General features: G+C 72.7%; 17 protein-coding genes. 6 read left to right on the forward strand and 11 right to left on the reverse strand.

Going from position 1 to position 19226, the window contains the following annotated elements:
* Positions 1–126 precede the first annotated feature (126 nt).
* Positions 127–1314, reverse strand: coding sequence for a PucR family transcriptional regulator (locus ACI78Z_RS11695; RefSeq protein WP_457036707.1), 1188 nt, complete (start codon positions 1312–1314; stop codon positions 127–129).
* A gap of 108 nt (positions 1315–1422) precedes the next feature.
* On the opposite strand from ACI78Z_RS11695, the gene ACI78Z_RS11700 reads away from it, so the two are divergent.
* Both ACI78Z_RS11700 and ACI78Z_RS11705 read left to right on the forward strand, forming a co-directional pair.
* A complete protein-coding gene (locus tag ACI78Z_RS11700; protein ID WP_457036708.1) occupies positions 1423–2523 on the forward strand; it encodes a ferredoxin reductase in 1101 nt (366 codons plus the stop codon).
* A 28-nt stretch (positions 2524–2551) separates the two neighbouring features.
* A complete protein-coding gene (locus ACI78Z_RS11705) occupies positions 2552–3784 on the forward strand; it encodes a fatty acid desaturase family protein (RefSeq protein ID WP_457036709.1) in 1233 nt (410 codons plus the stop codon).
* 200 nt (positions 3785–3984) lie between these two features.
* Here ACI78Z_RS11705 and ACI78Z_RS11710 read toward each other — a convergent pair whose 3' ends face one another.
* From ACI78Z_RS11710 to rpsF, 6 genes are all read right to left on the reverse strand, one after another.
* The gene (locus ACI78Z_RS11710) at positions 3985–4887 is read right to left on the reverse strand and encodes a hypothetical protein (protein WP_457036710.1); all 903 of its coding nucleotides are present in this window, start codon (positions 4885–4887) and stop codon (positions 3985–3987) included.
* Positions 4888–5017: 130 nt separating this feature from the next.
* Positions 5018–7666, reverse strand: coding sequence for a replicative DNA helicase (locus tag ACI78Z_RS11715; protein WP_457036711.1), 2649 nt, complete (start codon positions 7664–7666; stop codon positions 5018–5020).
* Between the two features lie 569 nt (positions 7667–8235).
* Positions 8236–8691, reverse strand: coding sequence for a 50S ribosomal protein L9 (rplI, locus tag ACI78Z_RS11720; RefSeq protein ID WP_457036712.1), 456 nt, complete (start codon positions 8689–8691; stop codon positions 8236–8238).
* Between the two features lie 2 nt (positions 8692–8693).
* Positions 8694–8930, reverse strand: a complete 237-nt coding sequence (gene rpsR / locus ACI78Z_RS11725; RefSeq protein WP_457036713.1) for a 30S ribosomal protein S18 — start codon at positions 8928–8930, stop codon at positions 8694–8696.
* Between the two features lie 86 nt (positions 8931–9016).
* Positions 9017–9496, reverse strand: a complete 480-nt coding sequence (locus ACI78Z_RS11730) for a single-stranded DNA-binding protein (RefSeq protein ID WP_012951017.1) — start codon at positions 9494–9496, stop codon at positions 9017–9019.
* A 2-nt stretch (positions 9497–9498) separates the two neighbouring features.
* Positions 9499–9786: a 30S ribosomal protein S6 gene (gene rpsF, locus ACI78Z_RS11735; RefSeq protein ID WP_457036714.1), complete on the reverse strand. Its 288-nt coding sequence runs from the start codon at positions 9784–9786 to the stop codon at positions 9499–9501.
* Positions 9787–9993: 207 nt separating this feature from the next.
* On the opposite strand from rpsF, the gene ACI78Z_RS11740 reads away from it, so the two are divergent.
* Positions 9994–10806, forward strand: coding sequence for a deoxyribonuclease IV (locus tag ACI78Z_RS11740; RefSeq protein WP_457036715.1), 813 nt, complete (start codon positions 9994–9996; stop codon positions 10804–10806).
* Between the two features lie 129 nt (positions 10807–10935).
* Here the strand turns inward: ACI78Z_RS11740 and ACI78Z_RS11745 are convergent, their stop codons facing one another.
* From ACI78Z_RS11745 to ACI78Z_RS11755, 3 genes are all read right to left on the reverse strand, one after another.
* A complete protein-coding gene (locus tag ACI78Z_RS11745) occupies positions 10936–12459 on the reverse strand; it encodes a glycosyltransferase family 87 protein (protein ID WP_457036716.1) in 1524 nt (507 codons plus the stop codon).
* A 24-nt stretch (positions 12460–12483) separates the two neighbouring features.
* Entirely contained in the window at positions 12484–14892 is a 2409-nt protein-coding gene (locus ACI78Z_RS11750) for a transglycosylase domain-containing protein (protein ID WP_457036717.1), read from the reverse strand.
* Between the two features lie 167 nt (positions 14893–15059).
* Positions 15060–15473 carry a DUF5318 family protein gene (locus tag ACI78Z_RS11755; RefSeq protein WP_457036718.1) on the reverse strand — a complete coding sequence of 138 codons (414 nt, stop codon included), beginning with the start codon at positions 15471–15473 and terminating at the stop codon, positions 15060–15062.
* 166 nt (positions 15474–15639) lie between these two features.
* Here ACI78Z_RS11755 and ACI78Z_RS11760 point away from each other — a divergent pair, with 166 nt between their 5' ends.
* The 3 genes from ACI78Z_RS11760 (at position 15640) to ACI78Z_RS11770 (ending at position 18448) form a co-directional block, all read left to right on the forward strand.
* Positions 15640–16335 carry a PadR family transcriptional regulator gene (locus tag ACI78Z_RS11760; RefSeq protein WP_457036719.1) on the forward strand — a complete coding sequence of 232 codons (696 nt, stop codon included), beginning with the start codon at positions 15640–15642 and terminating at the stop codon, positions 16333–16335.
* Positions 16336–16446: 111 nt separating this feature from the next.
* Entirely contained in the window at positions 16447–17517 is a 1071-nt protein-coding gene (locus tag ACI78Z_RS11765; protein ID WP_457036720.1) for an inositol-3-phosphate synthase, read from the forward strand.
* Between the two features lie 172 nt (positions 17518–17689).
* Entirely contained in the window at positions 17690–18448 is a 759-nt protein-coding gene (locus tag ACI78Z_RS11770) for a hypothetical protein (RefSeq protein WP_457036721.1), read from the forward strand.
* 103 nt (positions 18449–18551) lie between these two features.
* Here the strand turns inward: ACI78Z_RS11770 and ACI78Z_RS11775 are convergent, their stop codons facing one another.
* Positions 18552–19211, reverse strand: coding sequence for a YqgE/AlgH family protein (locus ACI78Z_RS11775; RefSeq protein ID WP_457036722.1), 660 nt, complete (start codon positions 19209–19211; stop codon positions 18552–18554).
* Between the last annotated feature and the right edge of the window lie 15 nt (positions 19212–19226).

Raw genomic sequence — 19226 nt, forward strand, 5'->3', positions numbered from 1 at the left:
CCCCCCCCCCCCCCCCCCCCCCCCCCCCCCCCCCCCCCCCCCCCCCCCCCCCCCCCCCCCCCCCCCCCCCCCCCCCCCACGAGGCTCCGGGCGTGCGAGATCACGTGATCTCGACGACGACGCCCCTCACCGGTCCACCGCACCGAGGGCGAGGGTCAGCTCGAGGACCGACTGCGGGTCCTCCAGCCGGTCGCCGTAGAGGTCGCGCAGCTGCCCCATGCGGTAGCGGACCGTCTGCGGGTGCACGAAGAGCTCGGCGGCGATCTTCTCCCGCCGTCCGTGGTGCAGCAGCCACGCGCGCAGCGTCTCGACCAGCTTGTCCCGCGGCCCGGGGCCCAGCCCGTCGAGCGGGGCGAGCACCTGGGCGCGCAGGTCGGCCAGGGCCTCGCCGTCGGCCCGCAGCACCAGGTCGGCCAGCCGCAGCTCGGTGTCCACGGGCAGGTCGCCGTCCGGGCGCAGGTCCAGCTGCAGCGCCCGCAGCGCCCGCGAGTACGAGGAGCGGGCCTGCTGCCACGGCCGGGCCGGGCCGACGACCGCCTCCCGCCCGCGCAGGGCCCGCACCAGCTGGGTGCGGGCGTACCCGTCGGCGTCCGGCACGAGCAGCACCGCGCGCTCGGCGCCGGGCTCGGTGCCGGGGAGGTCCTCCCCGGCCTGCAGGGTGCGGGCATCCAGCACGGCGAGCGCACCCCGGACGCGGGTGTCGGGCACCAGCACCGCGGTCAGCGTCCGCGGCGGCGCCCAGTCCGCGCGCTCGGCGGCGGTGCTGAGGTCGTACGGGGGTGCGCCGCTGAGCAGCAGTTCGGCCAGCCGCTCCAGGTGCCGGCGCCGCAGCCGGCCACTGCTGTCGAGCTGGTCGGCATGCCCGGAGGCGCTGGCCGCCGACAGCTGGTCGATGTAGGCGAACACCAGCTCGGCGAAGCGGGCCAGCGACCCGGCGGGCATGCCGGCGGCCACCGCCGTCTCGCTCATGTGCCGCCACGCCACCCGCGCGCCCACCCGGTAGGCGGCCAGCAGCGCGTCCATGGTCCGGCCGGACCGGGCCTCCCCACGGCCGAGGGCGTAGGCGCCCTCGAGGGCGGGGCCGATGGGCCGGCTGGGGTCCACCCCGCCGCGCGCCGTCGCCAGCTCCAGGAAGCCCCCCAGGGCCAGCTCGACGGCGTTCTCGATCTTGCGGCCCATGACGCCGCTGAACGCCTCGGTGTAGCTCGGCACCTCGACGACGATCGCGGCGACGGTCCGCTCGGCGACGGCCGGCAGCTGGCCCTGCATCGCCGCCGCGACCTCGGGCGGGAAGGTGTCCTGCTCCGGCGCCATCGACGCTCTCCTTCCCTGGGACCCTTTGTTCGGCAGGGACAGTATCCGGCGGCAGGTTCACGCCCAGGGCACAGGTAATTACGCGCAGCGCTGGGAACCATCAGGTGTATGACCGCGACCGTCCCGCGCCCTTCCTCGGCCCGTCCGGCCCTGAGCGCGCTGCGTGACCGGGTGATGCGCTTCGCTGAGCTCGCCACCACGCCCCTGCTGCCGGCCGACTACCTGGACATGGTCAACCCGCTGCGGGCGGGCGCCGACCTGCGCGGTCGCATCGTCGCCGTCCAGAAGGAGACCCGGGACGCCGCCACCCTGGTCATCCGCCCGGGTGCGGACTGGCAGCGCCACGTGCCCGGCCAGTGGGTGCGCATCGGCGTCGACGTCGACGGGGTGCGCATGTGGCGGGCGTACTCGCTCACCTCGCACCTGGACCGGCCGGACGGCTGCATCAGCATCACCGTCAAGGCGATCCCTGGCGGCAAGGTCAGCAACCACCTGGTGCACCGGACCCAGCCGGGCACGCTGGTCCACCTCGACCAGGCCACCGGCGAGTTCGTCCTCCCCTCCCGGGCCCCTGCCAAGGTCCTGTTCGTCACCGCCGGCTCCGGCATCACCCCGGTCATCGGCATCCTGCGCAACCACGACGAGCTCGCCGACGTCGTCGTCGTGCACTCCGCCCCCACGCCGGAGGACGTCGTGTTCGGCGCGGACCTGCGGGAGCTCGCGGCCGCCGGCCGGATCCGGCTGATCGAGCAGCACACCGACACCGCCGGGATGCTCGACGCCGCCGCGATCGCCGAGCTGGTGCCCGACCTCGCCGAGCGCGCCACCTGGGCCTGCGGGCCGGTCGGCATGCTCGAGGCGCTGGAGGAGCACTGGAGCGCCGCCGGCATCGCCGACCGGCTGTTCACCGAGCGCTTCCGGCCCACGGTCCTCGTCGCCGGCGAGGGCGGCACGGTGACCTTCACCAGGAACGGCACGAGCGTCGAGGCCGACGGGGCCACCCCGATCCTCGACGCCGCCGAGGACGCCGGCGTCCTGATGCCCAGCGGCTGCCGGATGGGCATCTGCTTCGGCTGCGTGCTGCCGCTGCGCGAGGGCGCCGTCCGGGACCTGCGCAACGGCGAGGTCACCACGGCCGCACCGGGTGACGGCGTACTGATCCAGACCTGCGTGAGCGCCGCCGCCGGCGCCTGCGACATCGACCACTGACCCCGCCCGACCCGAGGAGACGCACCGCATGACCGTTCTGCAGAAGAAGGCCGACAACCCGATCGAGCACCTCACCGCCGAGGACGTCGAGCTCCTCGGCAAGGAGCTCGACGACATCCGCCAGAGCGTGATCGACACGCGCGGCGAGAACGACGCCCGCTACATCCGCAAGGTCATCGACGTGCACCGCAAGATCGAGCTGGGCAGCCGCGCCGTCCTGCTCGCCTCGGGTTTCCCGCCCGCGTGGATCGTCGGGACGATCGGCCTCTCGGTCGCCAAGATCCTCGAGAACATGGAGATCGGGCACAACATCCTGCACGGCCAGTGGGACTGGATGCGGGACCCGAAGATCCACTCCACGACGTGGGAGTGGGACATGGCCAGCCCGGCCGAGCAGTGGAAGCACTCGCACAACGAGCTGCACCACACGTACACGAACGTGGTCGGCAAGGACAACGACCTCGGCTACGGCATCATGCGCGTCGACGAGGACCAGCCGTGGCAGCCGTTCCACCTCGGCCAGCCGATCTGGAGCTTCATCAACGCCTGCTTCTTCGAGTACGGGATCGCCGCCTACGACCTGGAGCTCGGCGCGGTCATCGCCAAGAAGCAGACGAAGGACCCGGAGTTCCGCAAGCGCGCCAAGGCCGTGCTGCGCAAGATCGGCGCCCAGGTGCGCAAGGACTACGTCATCCACCCGCTGCTGTCGGGCCCGAACTTCCTCTCCACGCTGGCGGCCAACTTCACCGCCAACCTGGTGCGCAACCTGTGGTCGAACTCGGTCATCCTCTGCGGGCACTTCCCCGAGGGCGTCGAGACCTTCGAGAAGAAGTCGATCGACGGCGAGACGCGCGGTGAGTGGTACCTGCGTCAGATGCTCGGCTCGGCCAACATCTCCGGCTCCAAGGCCATGCACATCATGACCGGGAACCTGTCCCACCAGATCGAGCACCACCTGTTCCCCGACCTGCCGAGCAACCGGTACGCCGAGATCGCGCCGAAGATCCGTGACCTGTTCGACCGCTACGGCCTCAACTACCACACCGCGCCGCTGCCGCAGCAGGTCGGCTCGGCCTGGCACAAGATCATCCGGCTCTCGCTGCCGAACGGCTGGCTGGAGCTGACCAACCGCCGCAACCTGCCCCAGCAGCTGGTGGTGCTCTACAAGATGACCACCGGCAGCCCCAAGGTCCGCCGTACGCTGCAGCGGAAGCTGACCGCGGGCGTCCGGCTGAGCCGGGCAGCGGCCGCCGCCGCCTGAGCGAGGCTGCCGCAGCACCCCGTTGAACGCCAGGGGCCCAGAACCACGTCGGTTCTGGGCCCCTGGCGTTCACTGCTCCACGGCCCGGGCCGCGCCCGGTCCCCTTGGCCCGGACGGCACGTGCTGCGGCTGGGGAACGCCCTGGGGGAGCCGCGGATCCGGACGCCGAGCCTGGCGCTGCCGTCCCGGGTCCCTCGAGGTCACAGGACGGCGTTGTCGCGCAGGAGGGACAGGACCTCGACCGTGCGGTGACCGCGCCACTCGAGGGCCGCGGCCGGGGAGTAGCTGTCGAAGTCGACCGCCCAGCCGCCGTCGGGCTGCTGCTGCGCGGCGACCCGCTCCAGCTCCCGCTCCACCACCCCGGGGTCGAACAGGCCGCGCGCGGGCCCATCCGGTCGCGGGGTGAAGTCCAGCGGGCGCATGTACTCGTCCGCTGCCCCGCCGGCGACGTGCACCAGCCCGTCGGCCGGGACGTGGACCCGGAGCTGCTCCACCAGCTCCCCCACCTCGTCGGGGCGGGTGCCCGCGGCGACGTCGAGGAACCGCGCCGCGAAGGCGAGCTCGAGGGCGTGTGGCTGCTCGCCGAGAGCGCGCACCGCCGCCAGGCAGTACGTGGTGGCCCGGTCGAGCCAGGGGTGCCCGGCGACGGCGGGGTCGTGCCGGGCGACCCGGTGTGCGCTCTCCGCGACGATGGCGGTGATCTGCAGCGAGGACGACCCCGGGTCGGCGGAGGCCCAGAACGGCGCGCAGCCGGCCGGGTCGGGCACCGGGAGGGCGAACGGCAGGCCGCCGTCGGGCAGCGTGACCGCCTCCAGCCAGTCGCACAGCTCGCGCGCCCGGGCGGTGGTGACCACCGGGGCCGCGTCGGCGAACGCCTCGAGGGCGTGCAGCGCCCCGCCCGGCTGGCTCGTGCGGGACCGCAGGTCGGGCTCCAGGCCCCAGCCGTAGCCGCCGTCGGGGTTGCGGTACCCCTCGACGGCGGCGAGGACGGCATCGGCGGCGTCCCTGCCGCCGTCCCCGAACAGCAGGTCGAAGCGGCGGCGGTCCAGCAGCCGGGCGTGCGTGGCCATGAAGCTGGCGGCGGCGGGCAGGTCGACGGTCATGCCCCTACCCTGGCCCGGACCACCGACATCGGCGCCGTGCTCCACGTGGAACGTCGCCCGCCGTCGACGTGGCGGACGCAGAGAGGCCCGGGGCGTCCAGCGCTCCGGGCCTCTCGGGGGGCCTGCTCCGTCAGTTCGCCATGTCCACGAAGCGGCTGTAGTGGCCCTGGAAGGCGACAGTGACGTTCGCGGTGGGGCCGTTACGGTGCTTCACCAGCATGATGTCGGCCTCACCCGCGCGCGGTGATTCCTTTTCGTACATGTCCTCGCGGTGGATCATCATGACCATGTCGGCGTCCTGCTCGATACTGTTATGAGTTGCGATTCCATTGGCCACGAAGTTGTGCCCACCAAGAACTGTGGCGTCGTAGACCTCCTCCTCGGCCCCCTGCTGGATGGAGACGATCTCGTCCCACAGGACGTCGTTGACCGCCTGAATCTCGAGCTCGGCGTCGTCGAGGACAGCCGCGATCCGGCCGAGCCGCTCACGACTGGGGGCGTGCTTCCACATCGCGCTGCCGTTGAAGGCCGAGCCCATGGCGGCGGCGAACGCCCGGTGGCTCATGCCCTTCTCCTCCAGCACCGCTCGCACGCGTTCCCACACCTGCACGGGCACCGTGTCGCCGTTGGGGTTACCCGACAGCTCCCGGACGATCTCCAACAGCCGCTCCGCCGCTGAGCCTCGGGCGCCGTGGACACCGATCTCGCCGAGGAACCGGCGCTGGTCGTCGCAGCCGCTGATGTCGAGCGTCCACCCGTCCCGGTAGCCGGACTTCTGCACCCGACGGATGCGGCAGGAGATGCCGAAGCGCAGCAGCAACCGCGAGAGGTCGTCGACGAGCTGGCGGCTGGTCGACGCGTAGTAGACCCGGCCGCCACGGCCGTTCTTGTTCACCGTGACGGAACCGTCGGTGGCCCACAGGTGGCGCAGGAAGAGCGCGATCTGCTTCTTGGGTAGCGAGAACACCGCCTGGGGCACGAACTTCTCGTGGCTGCGCAACCCGCAGAGGCCGAGCTCGTCGAGCCAGGCGGCGACCGGGTTCCGGCGACCGTGGGTCAACGGGAAAGGGGCACGCAGCCGCAGCGTGGTGCAGCGGGCGGCGGCGTAGTCATCCCGCACGGCCACGACGCCGAAGTGCAGCGCTGCGGTGGTGACCGCGCGCAGGTTCTCCTCGTCGATGGAGGCGTAGCGCAGCGGCTGGCGCTTCACGAAGCTGCCGTCACCGATCAGGTGGGCCAGCAGGACCACCTTCTCGTCCTCCCAGACCGTCATCCGGTCCGGCGCCGGCACGTGCCGCGGCACGGCGATGCGATCGCCAGGAGCCAGCTCCCCGAGCGGACGGAAGCCGTCGTAGGTCAGGAACGGGTGGTTGGCCGTCGCCCGGATCGTCTTGCCCGACGAGGTCGTCAGCTGCAGCACCGGCTTGCGGCCGGTGGAGAAGACGTGGGTGAGGTGCCGGCGGACGTAGCGCAGGTTGTCGTCCAGGGCCCACACGGGGACGTCGGTCGCCCCGCTCTCGAAGAGCTCGCCCATCGTCGTCTCGGCTCCGGTGTCGGCCCGCAGGACGCGGGTCTCGGCTGGCAGGCACCCCGACTCGCGGAGATCGGACAGCATCGGCTTCTTGTCCTGACGCTGCTCGGATCCACGGTTCAGCTGCGACATCGCGATGACGGGCACCTCGAGCTCCTTCGCCAGCAGCTTGAGGGCGCGGGAGAACTCCGAGACCTCCTGCTGGCGGCTCTCGACGCGCTTGCCGGACGTCATGAGCTGGAGGTAGTCGATGACCACGAGCTTGAGGTCGTTGCGCTGCTTGAGCCGCCGCGCCTTCGCCCGGATCTCCATCATCGTCATGTTGGGGGAGTCGTCGATGTAGAGCGGCGCGTCGGCGATCTCGCCCATCCGGCGGGCGAGCTTCGACCAGTCCTCGTCCGACAGGGTGCCGGCGCGCATGTGGTGCAGCGGCACCTTGGCCTCGGCCGAGAGCAATCGCATGGTGATCTCGTGCTTGCTCATTTCCAGCGAGAAGATGCACGTCGCCAAATGGTGTTTCACAGTGGCAGATCGCGCAATGTCAAGTCCCAGGGTACTTTTGCCCACTCCAGGCCTGGCCGCAATGACCACCATTTGTCCGGCTTGGAGACCGTTCGTCAGTTCGTCGAGGTCGCGGATGCCGGTGGGGACGCCGCGGGCCGTGCCGCCGCGGGACGCGATGGCGTCCAGCTCGTCCATCGTCGGCTGCAGGACGTCCTCGAGGCGCGAGTAGTCCTCGCTCATGCGCTTCTCGGTGACGTCGTAGATCTCCTGCTGGGCGCGGTCGACGATGTCGTCGACGTCGCCCTTCCCGCCGGCCGCGCCGTAGCCGAGCTGCACGACACGGGTGCCGGCCTCGACCAGCCGCCGGAGCACCGCCTGCTCGGCCACGATCGCGGCGTAGTAGCCGGCGTTGGCCGCCGTCGGCGTCGACTGGATCAGGGTGTGCAGGTAGACCGCGCCGCCCATCTTCGACAGCTGGTCGGTGCGGTTGAGCTCGGCCGCGACGGTGATGGCGTCGGCCGGCTCGCCCCGCCCGTACAGGTCGAGGATGCAGTCGAAGATCACCTGGTGCGCCGGCCGGTAGAAGTCCGGGCCCGCCAGCACCTCGACGACGTCGGCGATCGCGTCCTTGCTCAGCAGCATGCCGCCGAGCACCGACTGCTCCGCCGCGACGTCCTGCGGCGGCTGCCGGTCGTACTGCGGCGCCGTCGGGGTCGGTCGGCTGAAGTCGTCGGCCACCGCCACGGAGGTCCTCCATCCACTCACGGCGCACCCGCGCACAGGCCCCGGCGGGATCGCCGGGGCCTGGTGGGGGAAGCACCAGTACGCTGCACACCTGTCTCGAACGTGTGTTCGAGGTCTTCCTACCCCGGGGCACCGACAGTTCGGGCGGTCGCGGGGTCGAGGAGGACGTTAGGAAGTGCGGACGGACCAGTCCAACACCGGTGTGGGCGCGCTTCTGCACAACTTGTGGACAAGTCGGTGGACAGGGACGTGTCGACATGTGGAGACAGCGGGGGACGCCGTGGCGGCGTCCCCCGTATCCCGCCGCTGACCAGGGAGGAGACGACCCACCGGGTGTGGACGGGAGAAATTCCGGAGAAATCCGGGTGTCGCCCCCCGGCGTGTCGGAGGGGCGGGCGCAGGCGTCCCAGCGGTCACACGTCCACAGGTCGACACACCCGCACCGATCCGCCGCGAGGGCCGGGCCGAGCCAGGCGACCTGACGGCCCCAGGAACGCCGTGAGGGGCGCCGGACCGGAGTCCGGCGCCCCTCACGGGCGACTGTCCCCTCCAGGAGCGGGGGGAGCCTGTCAGCCGGGGACGACCTCGATGGTCAGCTGCGAGGTGACCTCCGGGTGCACGCGCACGGTCACCGTGTGCTGGCCGGTGGTCTTGATGCTGCTGGGCAGCTCCACCCGGCGCCGGTCGAGCGCGGGGCCGCCGGCGGCGGTCACGGCGTTGACGACGTCGGCGGTGGTGATGCGGCCGAACAGGCGGCCACCCTCACCGGCGCGCGCCGGCACCCGGACGGTCAGGCCGGACAGGCGCCCGGCCACGGCCTGCGCCTCCTCGAGCGACCGGACCTCGCGGGCGGCACGCGCCCGGCGCAGCGACTGGACCTGCTTCTCGGCACCGCGGGTGGCCTGGATGGCCAGGCCGCGGGGCAGGAGGTAGTTGCGGGCGTACCCGCCCTTGACCTCCACCGTGTCACCGGAGGACCCGAGACCGGTGACCTCCTGCGTCAGGATCAGCTTCTGGGTGCTCATGGTCAGCGCGCCGTCGAGGTGTAGGGCAGCAGGGCCATCTCACGGCTGTTCTTGACGGCCGTGGCGACGTCCCGCTGGTGCTGGCTGCAGTTGCCGCTCACGCGGCGGGCACGGATCTTGCCGCGGTCGGAGATGAACTTCCGCAGCAGCGTCGTGTCCTTGTAGTCGACGTAGGTCGCCTTGTCCTTGCAGAACTGGCAGACCTTCTTCTTGGGCTTGCGAACGGGGGGCTTGGCCACCGGGGTTCTCCAGAGAGTGAGGGGATGGAACGGCCCCCTCCCAGTCCCGCCCCGGAGGGCGAGAGGTGGGAGGACGGGGGCCTTTCTCAGAAGGGGGGCTCGTCGGACGGCGGGGCCGGGGTCGACCACGGGTCGCTGGACCCGCCGCCACCACCGAAGCCGCCACCGCCACCGCCGCCGAAACCGCCACCGCCCTCGCCACGGGAGGCCTTGGTGACCTTCGCGGTGGCGTAGCGGAGCGACGGGCCGATCTCGTCGACCTCGAGCTCGACGACGGTGCGCTTCTCGCCTTCCTTGGTCTCGAACGACCGCTGCTTGAGCCGGCCGGAGACGATCACCCGCGACCCGCGGGTCAGGGACTCGGCGACGTTCTCCGCCGCCTGCCGCCAGACGTTGCAGCGCAGGAAGAGCGCCTCGCCGTCCTTCCACTCCTGCGACTGGCGGTCGAAGGTCCGCGGCGTGGAGGCCACGGTGAAGTTGGCCACCGCGGCACCGGAGGGCGTGAAGCGCAGCTCCGGGTCCGACGTGAGGTTGCCGATGACGGTGATGACGGTCTCGCCGGCCATCGTCAGTGGACCTCGGGCCGCATCAGCTTCGTGCGCAGGACCGACTCGTTGAGGTTCAGCTGCCGGTCGAGCTCGGCCACCGCGGCGGGCGTGGCCTGGATGTCAACGACGGCGTAGATGCCCTCGACCTGCTTCTTGATCTCGTAGGCGAGCCGGCGGCGGCCCCAGATCTCGGTCTTCACGGTGCCACCGGAGTTGGTGACGACGGTGAGGAACCGGTCGAGGGAGGGAGCGATCGTGCGCTCCTCCAGGTCGGGGTCGAGGATGACCATCAGTTCGTAGTGACGCACGGAGAACCCCACCTCCTCTGGTCTGAGCGGCTGCAGGAGGTCTGCAGCAGGAGGGTCGTACACGCGTCGCGCGCCCCGCCCGGTGACGGCCACCGGTGGAACGCGCTCGGACCAGCCTACCAGCGCCGACAGCGAGCGCCGCCGCCGTCCACAGGTGCCGGCCGAGCAGGGCGGAACTCCGTCGGATGCCCGCCGTAGGGTCGCGGGGTGCCTGCTCACCCGATCGGCGTACACGTCGGACCCGGCCTGACCGAGGACAACGAGCTCGACGCCGGCGGCCCCCTGGCCCGCGCCGCGGAGATGGACGCCGACGGCGTCCAGGTCTTCCTGGCCGACCCGCAGGGCTGGACCGCGCCCAAGCCGCGCCCGGACGCCGCCGACCTGCTGGCCAGCGACGTGAAGGTCGTCGTCCACGCGCCCTACGTGCTCAACGTGGCGACGACGAACAACCGCATCCGCATCCCCAGCCGCAAGCTGCTGGCCGCGCACGCGAAGGCGGCCGCCGCGGTCGGGGCGGTGGGCATGGTGGTGCACGGCGGGCACGTGCTGGCCAAGGACGACCCGGCCGCCGGCGTCGCCAACTGGCGGAAGACCTTCGCCCGGCAGGCCGAGGACGGCGGCTTCCCCGTCCCGCTGCTCATCGAGAACACCGCCGGCGGCGGCAACGCCATGGCCCGCGAGCTGGACGCGCTGGCCCGGCTGTGGGATGCCGTGGGCGAGTTCGGCGCGGGCTTCGTGCTCGACACCTGCCACGCGTGGGCCGCCGGCTGGGACCTCGCCACCGCGGTGGACGACGTCCGCGCGATCACCGGCCGCGTCGACCTGGTGCACCTCAACAACAGCCGCGACCCGCAGGGCTCGAGCCGCGACCGGCACGCCCCGCTGACCGACGGCGAGATCCCGACGGAGCTGCTGGTCGAGGTCGCCCGGGCGGCCGACTGCCCTCTCGTCCTGGAGACGCCGGGAGACGCCGCCGGCCACGCCGAGGAGATCACCCTGCTCCGGCAGGCACTCGGCTGACGGACCACCGTTGTTCCACGTGGAGCACGGGACAGGGTGACGGTCCGGCGTCGTAGGGGACGGCACACAGCCGGGGTGGACCGGTCGCGGGGGCCCGGAGGGTCCCCCGGCCGGGACACGGGCAGCGGCTCAGCTCAGGTCGGGGACGGCACCTGGCCGCGGTGTGACCCGGAGGGTCACCACGTCCGGGGCGCCGTCCAGCGGGCCTCCGGCGGGGTCGTCGACGCCGGGCCAGCTGGTGCGGACGACGTCGTCGTCCGGCCGCCGCACCTCCCGGACGACGAGCACCATGAGCGCCACCAGGACGGCGTCGCGCACCAGGACGGCGAGGAAGAACCACTCCACCTCGACGCCGCGGTTCGCGGTGCCGAGGTAGTAGAGCATCGTCATCACCCACACCAGCGCCTCGCTGACCTGCCAGACCAGCAGCGAGCGCCACCGCGGCCGGGCCAGCACCGCCAGCGGCAGCAGCCAGAGCGCGTACTGCGGGCTGTAGACCTTGTTCAGCAGCAGGAAGGCGGCCACCAGCAGGAACGCCACCTGTGCCACCCGCGGGCGCACCGGTGCGGTGAGCACCAGCCAGGCGACCCCGGCGGCGAACGCGATCAGCAGCACGGCCACCACCGCGTTGAGCACCGACGGCGTCTCGCCCTCGGCGAGCGCCCCGTCGAGGACGCGGTTGTCGGTGCCTGTCAGCAGGATGTTCCAGATCGACTCGGGGTTGGCGGGGCGCTGCCGGCTGAAGGCGAAGAACCAGCCCCAGTTCTCCGGGGCCACCAGGGCCACCGGCAGGTTGACCAGCAGCCACGCCCCGACCGCCGCGAGCGCCGTCCGCAGCCAGGTCCGCAGCGCACCGGCCCGCAGGCACAGCAGGAACAGCGCGCCCAGCACGAGCACCGGGTAGAGCTTCGCGGCCACGCCGAGGCCGAACAGGGCCCCGGCGAGCACCGGGCGCTCCCGCGCCCACGCCCACATGCCCAGGGTGGTCAGCGCGACGGCCAGCAGGTCCCAGTTGTTGAACGCGTACACGAGCAGCACCGGGGACAGCGCCACCATCGCGGTGTCCCACGGCCGCCGGCCGGTCAGCGGGAGGACGGCGCGGGTCACGAGCAGCGCGCACAGCGCCATGAGCAGCGCGGTGACCACGGTGTAGCTCTGCACCGGCGGGACGACGGGCAGCACGCCGACGGCGGCGGCGAGTCCGTCGTACCAGCCGGAGAGCAGCGCGGCGAGCGCCATCACCGCCCCGGTGAGCACCGGGTACTCCACCCGCGCGTCGAGGTAGGGCAGCGCCCCCTCACCCTGCCCGTAGACGCCGAACAGCGGTACCGGGTCGGAGTAGCAGAGGTGGGTGTACTGCAGGGAGCCCGTCCAGTCACCGTCCGAGCAGGGCGCCTGCTTGAGCCAGGCCACCGCCAGCACGGTCGTGGTGAACAGCAGGCAGACCCGCAGGGGCGTCCAGAACGCCGCCCGCCCGACGACCGCGTGCCGGCCCCAGGGACCGCCGACCGCCTCGCTGGCCTGGGCCACGACCGGGTCGGTCCAGCTGGGGACGACGCGGTGGGGCCGGCCGTCCGCGCCCGGGGACGCCCTGCCCCTCGTCCCACCCGCCCCGTCCGCTGCTGCGGACGGGGCCGTCGGGATCGTGCTCATGCGGGTCAGTCTGCCCGCCGGAGGTCAGCCGCTCTGCTGACCGTCCTCCCCAGACTCCTCGGCGCTCTGTCCCGGCTGGGTGCCGATCCCACCGGGCGGCCCGGTCGTGATCGGGCCCGGCGGGTTCTGCGGTCCCTGCGGCGGGTTCTGCGGGTTCTGGGGGTTCTGCGGCGCGGGTGTCACCGGCGTCTCGGGGGCCGGCGTGGGGGTCGGCACCGGGGCGGGCGTCGGCTCCGGCTGCTGCGTCGGCTGGGCGGTCACCTGGGTCGGCGCCTGCGTCGCCGCCTGGGTCTCCGGCGCGGGCACGCCCACGCCGGTGTCCCCGCGGATGAGCGCCCGGTCGGGCAGGTCCTCCTCCGGCGTCCCCTCGAGCACGGTGTCCATGAAGGTCTGCCAGATGGCGCCCGGCAGGCCGGAGCCGTAGATGATCCGGCCGTTGGCGTCCTCGATCGGCTGGCTGGGGGAGTCGTTGCCCATCCACACCGCCGTGGAGATCGACGGGGTGAAGCCGACCATCCACGCGTCGGAGTTGTCCTCGCCCTGGCCCTGCGTGCCGGTCTTGCTGGCCACCTCGCGGCCGCCGTCAAGCGAGCGCCGCGAGTAGTCGGCGACGTCGGTCATCCCGTAGGTGACGTCGTTGACGACGTCGGCCTCGAAGACCTGGTCGCCGGCGTCGCCGTTGTAGTCGAGCAGGACCGCACCCTCGCTGTCGGTCACCCGGCTCACGAAGAAGGGCTCGTGCTCGACGCCGGTGGCCAGGGTGGCGAAGCCGTGCGCCTGGTCGATCGGCCGCATCTCGTACTGGCCGATGCCGATCGAGGCGCCGGTGGCCCCCGTCTCCGGGTCGGCCAGCACGGTGCTGCCCTCCAGCATGCCGCCGGACCACGTCTCCGGCAGGCCGGTGGCCTCGAGGATGTTCTCCCGCACCCGCTCCGCGCCGACCTCGTAGGCCAACCCGTAGTAGGTGGTGTTGAGCGACCGGGTCAGGGCCTCCCTGAGCGTGCAGGCGCCGCACGAGGCGCCGCCGGAGTTGCGGACGGGCAGGCCCGGGCGGTCGGGGAACTCCTGCGGGGAGGAGCCGTCCCGCCGGGCGTTGACACTAATGCCGTCCTCCAGGGCGGTGGCCAGCACGTAGGGCTTGACCGAGGACCCCGGCTGACGCTGGGCCTGGGCGTAGTCGACCGCGCCGTCACCGGCGCCGATGGGGCCGCCGTAGTAGGCGCGCACCGCACCGGTCTGCGGGTCGATCGCCACGAGCGCCTCGCGCAGGGTGTCCGGCTCGCCCTCCATCACCTCGGCGACGGAGGAGATGGCGGCGTCCTGGTAGCGCTTGTCGACCGTGGTGGTGATGCGCAGACCGCCGGCCCGGATCTGCTGCTCGTCGTAGCCCTTGGCCTCCAGCTCGGAGATGGCGCGCTGGACGACCAGGCCCTCCGGGCCGCTGGGGATACCGAGGTTCGAGCCCATGCGCGGGAGGACCGGCGGGAAGACCGAGGCCTCCCGCTCCTGCTCGGTCAGCCAGCCCTCCTCGACCATCGCGTCGAGCACCAGGCCCCAGCGGTCCAGCGACCCCTCGGGGTTGGACTCCGGGTCGTAGTGGGAGGGGCTGCGGACGAGGACGGCGAGCACCGCGCCCTGCTGGGCGGTCAGCTGGCTGGCCGGCACGCCGAAGTAGGTGTTGGCCGCCGCCTCGATGCCGTAGGCCCCGCGGCCGAAGTAGATCGTGTTGAGGTAGTTCTCGAGGATCTCGTTCTTCTCGTACTCGTTGTCGAGCTTGACCGCGAGGAAGAGCTCCTGGAACTTGCGGCTGAACGTCTGCTCCGACGTCAGGAAGGCGTTCTTCACGTACTGCTGGGTGATGGTCGAGCCACCCTGCGTCGAGCCGCCGGTCAGGTTGTTCCACGCGGCGCGCACGATGCCCGTCGCCGAGATGCCCGGGTCGGTGTAGAAGCTGCGGTTCTCGGCCGCCAGGATCGCCTCGCGAGCGGGCTCGGAGACCTCGGCGAGCGGCACGTTGGTGCGGTTCTCCGCGCCGAGCCGGGCCATCTCGGTGGTGCCGTCGGCGTAGTAGACGACCGTCGTCTGGGCGTTCTGCACCGAGCTGGGGTCGGGTACCTCGGTCGTGGCGTAGACGACGCCGACGAAGACGCCGAGCAGCACGAAGGCGCCCGCGAGCGCGCCGAGGAGGGCCTTGAGCCGGCGCTTGCGGCGCTGCTTCATCGTCCGCGCGGCCTTGCCGGCGGGGCGGGCACCCTTGGCGGCCGGGCCGGAGCGGGACGCCGTCGTCCGCGCCCCGCGGCCCGCGGGTGGCCGGCCGCGGCCTGCCGGTGGCCGGCCGCCTCCGCCCGTCCCGCCGGCGGTGCGACCGGACGGCGGACGGCGGACCGAGCCGCTGCGCGGCCCGACCGGTGAGGTCTCGTCGTGGGGAGGCACGCGGGGCCCCTCTCTGGTTGGGTCTGGGTGGGCGCGCGGACGCAGACGACGTCCGGCACCCAGGGTGGTGTCTTCAGCTGGACGAGCGGGGGCGACCCGCGGCACAGCGAGGCCCACCGTGTACCAACGACCACAGAGGGCGTCGGGTGTTCCCTCTGTGACGCGTACTACTCCGTGGCCGCCCGTCGCCGCGTCCGGCGCGGCTGACGGCCGGGGTCGGGTTCGGCCCCCAGGACGTACGAGCAGTCCAGGTGGTTCCAGCCGCACCCGCGGCACACCTGGACGGCGTAGACGGAGAACTCCTCCTGCGCCCCGTCCATCCGGGCGAGCTCGGCCTGCGTCTTCGCCTGGCCGGCCGTGGGGCCGAGGTGCTCCCCGTAGACGTAGCTCACCAGCGTGAGCCGCTCCTTGCGGCACACCGGGCAGGCGACGTCGGTCGCCTCGCCGTGGTACTTCGCCGCCCGGGTCAGGTACGGACTGGCGTCGCAGACCTCGAACAGGCCCGTGCGGCCGGCGTGCACGTCGGCGAGGACGGCTCGCCGCTGCAGCGAGTAGTCCACGACGGATCGACGTCCGGGCACGGCGCCAATGTACGCACCGCGGGGGACCCCGGAAGCCTCCGCCGACATCCTCACCCGTCCTCCGGGCCCGGCCAGAGGCTCGCGCGGCCTGGTGACCGGATGGCACGGCCCCGCTGCTCGAAGGACCCCGGCCCTCGTGCAGGGTCCCGCCGCGAGCGTGCGAGCGGTGAGGGGCAAGGGGGTCTTTGATGTATCGTCCCGATACATCGATCCGCAGGACGGCGAGGAGGGGAACGTGCTCGAGTTCGCCATCCTCGGCCTGCTGCACCAGTCGCCGATGCACGGCTACGAGCTGCGCAAACAGCTCGCCCAGGTGCTCGGCGGGCTGCGCAGCATCTCCTACGGCTCGCTCTATCCCGCGCTCAAGCGCCTGCACGCGGCCGGGTACGTCACGACGGACGAGCCGGACCCGCGCGCCCCCCTGCCGGCCGACGCCCCACCCCTGACCGGCCGGCGGGGCAAGGTGGTCTACACGATCACCGCGGAGGGCAAGGAGCGCTTCCACGAGCTGGTCGGCCAGGCCGGCCCGGAGGCGTACGACGACGGCGGGCTCTTCGGCGTCCGCCTGGCGTTCTTCCGGCACACCGCCGCCGACGTCCGGCTGCGGATCCTGGAGGGCCGCCGCAGGACCGTCGAGCGCCAGCGCGAGGGCCTGCGGGCCTCGCTGAGCCGGACCCGCGAGCGCCTCGACCGCTACACCCTCGAACTCCAGCGCCACGGCCTGGAGTCGGTCGACCGGGAGGTCCGCTGGCTGGCGGAGCTCATCGACCGCGAGCTGGACGAGAGCCAGCGGCGCCGAGCCGACGGCGCCGACCCCGGGCACCGCCCGGCACCCCCGGACGAGTCGCCGCCCCGGCCCTGAGCGATCCGTCCCCGACCGACCCGGCGGGAGAGCTCCGCGCCGGCCCCAGCAGGACCGTCCGCGGTCCGCGCCCACCGACCGCATCCGGTCTGCGAAGAAGAAGGAGAACCCATGGGATCCGTCAAGGTCGCCATCGTCGGCGTCGGCAACTGCGCCGCCTCGCTGGTGCAGGGTGTCCACTACTACCGCGACGCCGACGAGACGACGTCGGTGCCGGGCCTGATGCACGTCCGCTTCGGCGAGTACCACGTCAGGGACGTGGAGTTCGTCGCGGCGTTCGACGTCGACGCCAAGAAGGTCGGCCGCGACCTCTCCGAGGCGATCGTGGCGAGCGAGAACAACACGATCACGATCTGCGACGTCCCGCCGCTGGGCGTGACCGTGCAGCGCGGCACCACCCTCGACGGCCTCGGCAAGTACTACCGGGCGACGATCGAGGAGTCCGACGAGGAGCCGGTGGACGTCGTCGCGGCGCTGCGCGAGTCGGGCGCCGACGTGTTGGTCTGCTACCTGCCGGTCGGCTCGCAGCAGGCCGCCGAGTTCTACGCGCAGTGCGCGCTGGACGCCGGCGTGGCCTTCGTCAACGCGCTGCCGGTCTTCATCGCCGGGACGCCGGAGTGGGCCGAGAAGTTCACCGCCGCCGGGGTGCCGATCGTCGGCGACGACATCAAGAGCCAGGTCGGCGCCACCATCACCCACCGGGTGCTGGCCAAGCTGTTCGAGGACCGCGGCGTGCAGCTGGACCGCACGATGCAGCTCAACGTCGGCGGCAACATGGACTTCAAGAACATGCTCGAGCGCGAGCGCCTGGAGTCCAAGAAGATCTCCAAGACCCAGGCGGTCACCAGCCAGGTCGACCGGGACATGGGCACCGACAACGTGCACATCGGCCCGTCGGACCACGTGCCGTGGCTGTCGGACCGCAAGTGGGCCTACGTGCGCCTCGAGGGCCGCGCGTTCGGCGACGTCCCGCTGAACCTGGAGTACAAGCTCGAGGTCTGGGACTCCCCGAACTCGGCCGGCATCATCATCGACGCGGTCCGCGCCGCGAAGATCGCCAAGGACCGCGGGATCGGCGGCCCGATCCTCTCCGCGTCGTCCTACTTCATGAAGAGCCCGCCGGTGCAGTACAGCGACACCGAGGCCCGTGACGCCGTCGAGGCGTTCATCCGGGGTGACTGAGAGGACCCCGCGTCCCCCCGCCACTCGCACGCTCGCGGCGGTGCCCTGACGCGGGGCCGTTCCAGCACTGACCGCAGGGCCCGTCATCCGCATGGATGGCGGGCCCTGTCGCGTACGGGGGCGTCCGCGTGGGACGGCGTCGGCGACCAGGCCGGATGCCTACGCTGGCCGCATGCCCGCGCGTCGCCGTCCGCTGCTCCCCGCGCTGGGACTGACGGTGGCGCTCCTGGCCGGCTGCGTGGGCGCCGACGAGCGCGCGGAGGGCGCACCGGTCACCGAGGAGGAGGCCGGCCTCCTGGCGCAGCTGCTGGCCGACAACCACGAGCGGGGCGGCGCCGACTTCGTGGTCACCGCGCCCTACGGCGAGGACACGGTGCTCACCCTGACCGGCGAGGTGGACCTCGCCGGCGGGGCCGGGCGTGCGCAGGCGGTCACCTCCTACGGCGACGGCCGGCCCGACGACACCCGCACGCTGTTCTTCACCGCCGACGAGCTGTGGTTCGGCGAGGTCCCGGGCCTGGCCGCCGCGCTGGGCGCCGAGGGGCTGCCGGAGGCCTCCTACGTGCGCCGTCCGGTCGAGCTGGGGGAGCAGGCGCCGCTGGTCGACGTCCTGACCCGGGTGGTGCTCAACCTCTCCGCCGAGGAGGCCGACGACGCCGGCGCGTTCCGTGGCGCGGGCTACACGTGGGAGGGCGACCGCTCGATCGACGGCGAGCTGGCGCAGCTGTACGCCTCCGAGGCCGGCTGGTCGGTCGCGGTCGACCGGTCCAGCGACCTGCTGGTGCAGTACCGCACCCCGCTGCCGGGTCAGGAGTTCGAGGTGACGGTGACGCTGTCGGACCACGGGCCGCGGGAGATCGTGCTGCCGGCCGAGGGGGAGTCCGTGGACGGGGCGGCGCACCCGGAGGTGGCGGCGACCGTCGGCCTGTGACAGGACCGGGACATGGGGGAGGGGGCGGCCTCTTCCCCAGACCGCCCCCTCCCACGACGTTCCTACCAGATGCGGGTCGTCCGCGCACCGGGTGACACGCGGGTCAGTTCGCGGTCGGGTCGGCCGGCGCGGTCGACAGCACGGCCAGCCGCCCGGTCTGGCGGCCCATCACCCGGCGCCACAGCTCCGGGCCGGCCAGCTCGCTGAGCACGTCGTCCGGGCTGCCGGGCACGCAGGCCCAGGCGCCCTCGGCGATCTCCCCGGCCAGCTGGCCCGGCGACCAGCCCGCGTAGCCGGCGAACACCCTCAGGCCCCGGACCCGGCCGGCCAGGTCGTCGGGGTCGGCGTCGAGGTCGACCAGGTGGACGTCGCCGGCGACCCGCCGCAGGCCGCAGTCCGCACCCGGATCCCCGCAGACGGCCAGGCACAGGGCGGTGTCGGTCTCGCAGGGGCCGCCCACGTGGAACACCCCGGGGTCGACGGCGAGGTCGCACCAGCCGGGCAGCACGTCGCGGATCTCCACCTGGCTCGGCCGCCCCAGCACCACGCCCAGCGTGCCGCTCTCGTTGTGGTCGAGCACGAAGACGACCGTGCCCGCGAAGGTCGGGTCGGTCAGGTTCGGCATCGCCACGAGCAGCGAGCCCGGGCGGACGTCGTCCAGGGAGCCCGTCGACAGCGCGGGCACCGCGTCCGGACGGCGCCGCCCCGTCGCGGGCCGCGCCGGCGGCCCCGACTCGGGATCGGGCGAGGACGGGGGAGTCATCGGTCCCAGTGTGCC

It is taken from the genome of Geodermatophilus sp. SYSU D01176 (genome assembly GCF_054050015.1).

Excerpts from the sequence above, each read along its gene's own strand:
- ACI78Z_RS11695 (WP_457036707.1), bottom strand. The coding sequence starts at position 1,314 with ATGGCGCCGGAGCAGGACACCTTCCCGCCCGAGGTCGCGGCGGCGATG.
- ACI78Z_RS11700 (WP_457036708.1), top strand. The coding sequence starts at position 1,423 with ATGACCGCGACCGTCCCGCGCCCTTCCTCGGCCCGTCCGGCCCTGAGC.
- ACI78Z_RS11705 (WP_457036709.1), top strand. The coding sequence starts at position 2,552 with ATGACCGTTCTGCAGAAGAAGGCCGACAACCCGATCGAGCACCTCACC.
- ACI78Z_RS11710 (WP_457036710.1), bottom strand. The coding sequence starts at position 4,887 with ATGACCGTCGACCTGCCCGCCGCCGCCAGCTTCATGGCCACGCACGCC.
- rplI (WP_457036712.1), bottom strand. The coding sequence starts at position 8,691 with ATGAGCACCCAGAAGCTGATCCTGACGCAGGAGGTCACCGGTCTCGGG.
- ACI78Z_RS11730 (WP_012951017.1), bottom strand. The coding sequence starts at position 9,496 with ATGGCCGGCGAGACCGTCATCACCGTCATCGGCAACCTCACGTCGGAC.
- ACI78Z_RS11745 (WP_457036716.1), bottom strand. The coding sequence starts at position 12,459 with ATGAGCACGATCCCGACGGCCCCGTCCGCAGCAGCGGACGGGGCGGGT.
- ACI78Z_RS11765 (WP_457036720.1), top strand. The coding sequence starts at position 16,447 with ATGGGATCCGTCAAGGTCGCCATCGTCGGCGTCGGCAACTGCGCCGCC.
- ACI78Z_RS11770 (WP_457036721.1), top strand. The coding sequence starts at position 17,690 with ATGCCCGCGCGTCGCCGTCCGCTGCTCCCCGCGCTGGGACTGACGGTG.
- ACI78Z_RS11775 (WP_457036722.1), bottom strand. The coding sequence starts at position 19,211 with ATGACTCCCCCGTCCTCGCCCGATCCCGAGTCGGGGCCGCCGGCGCGG.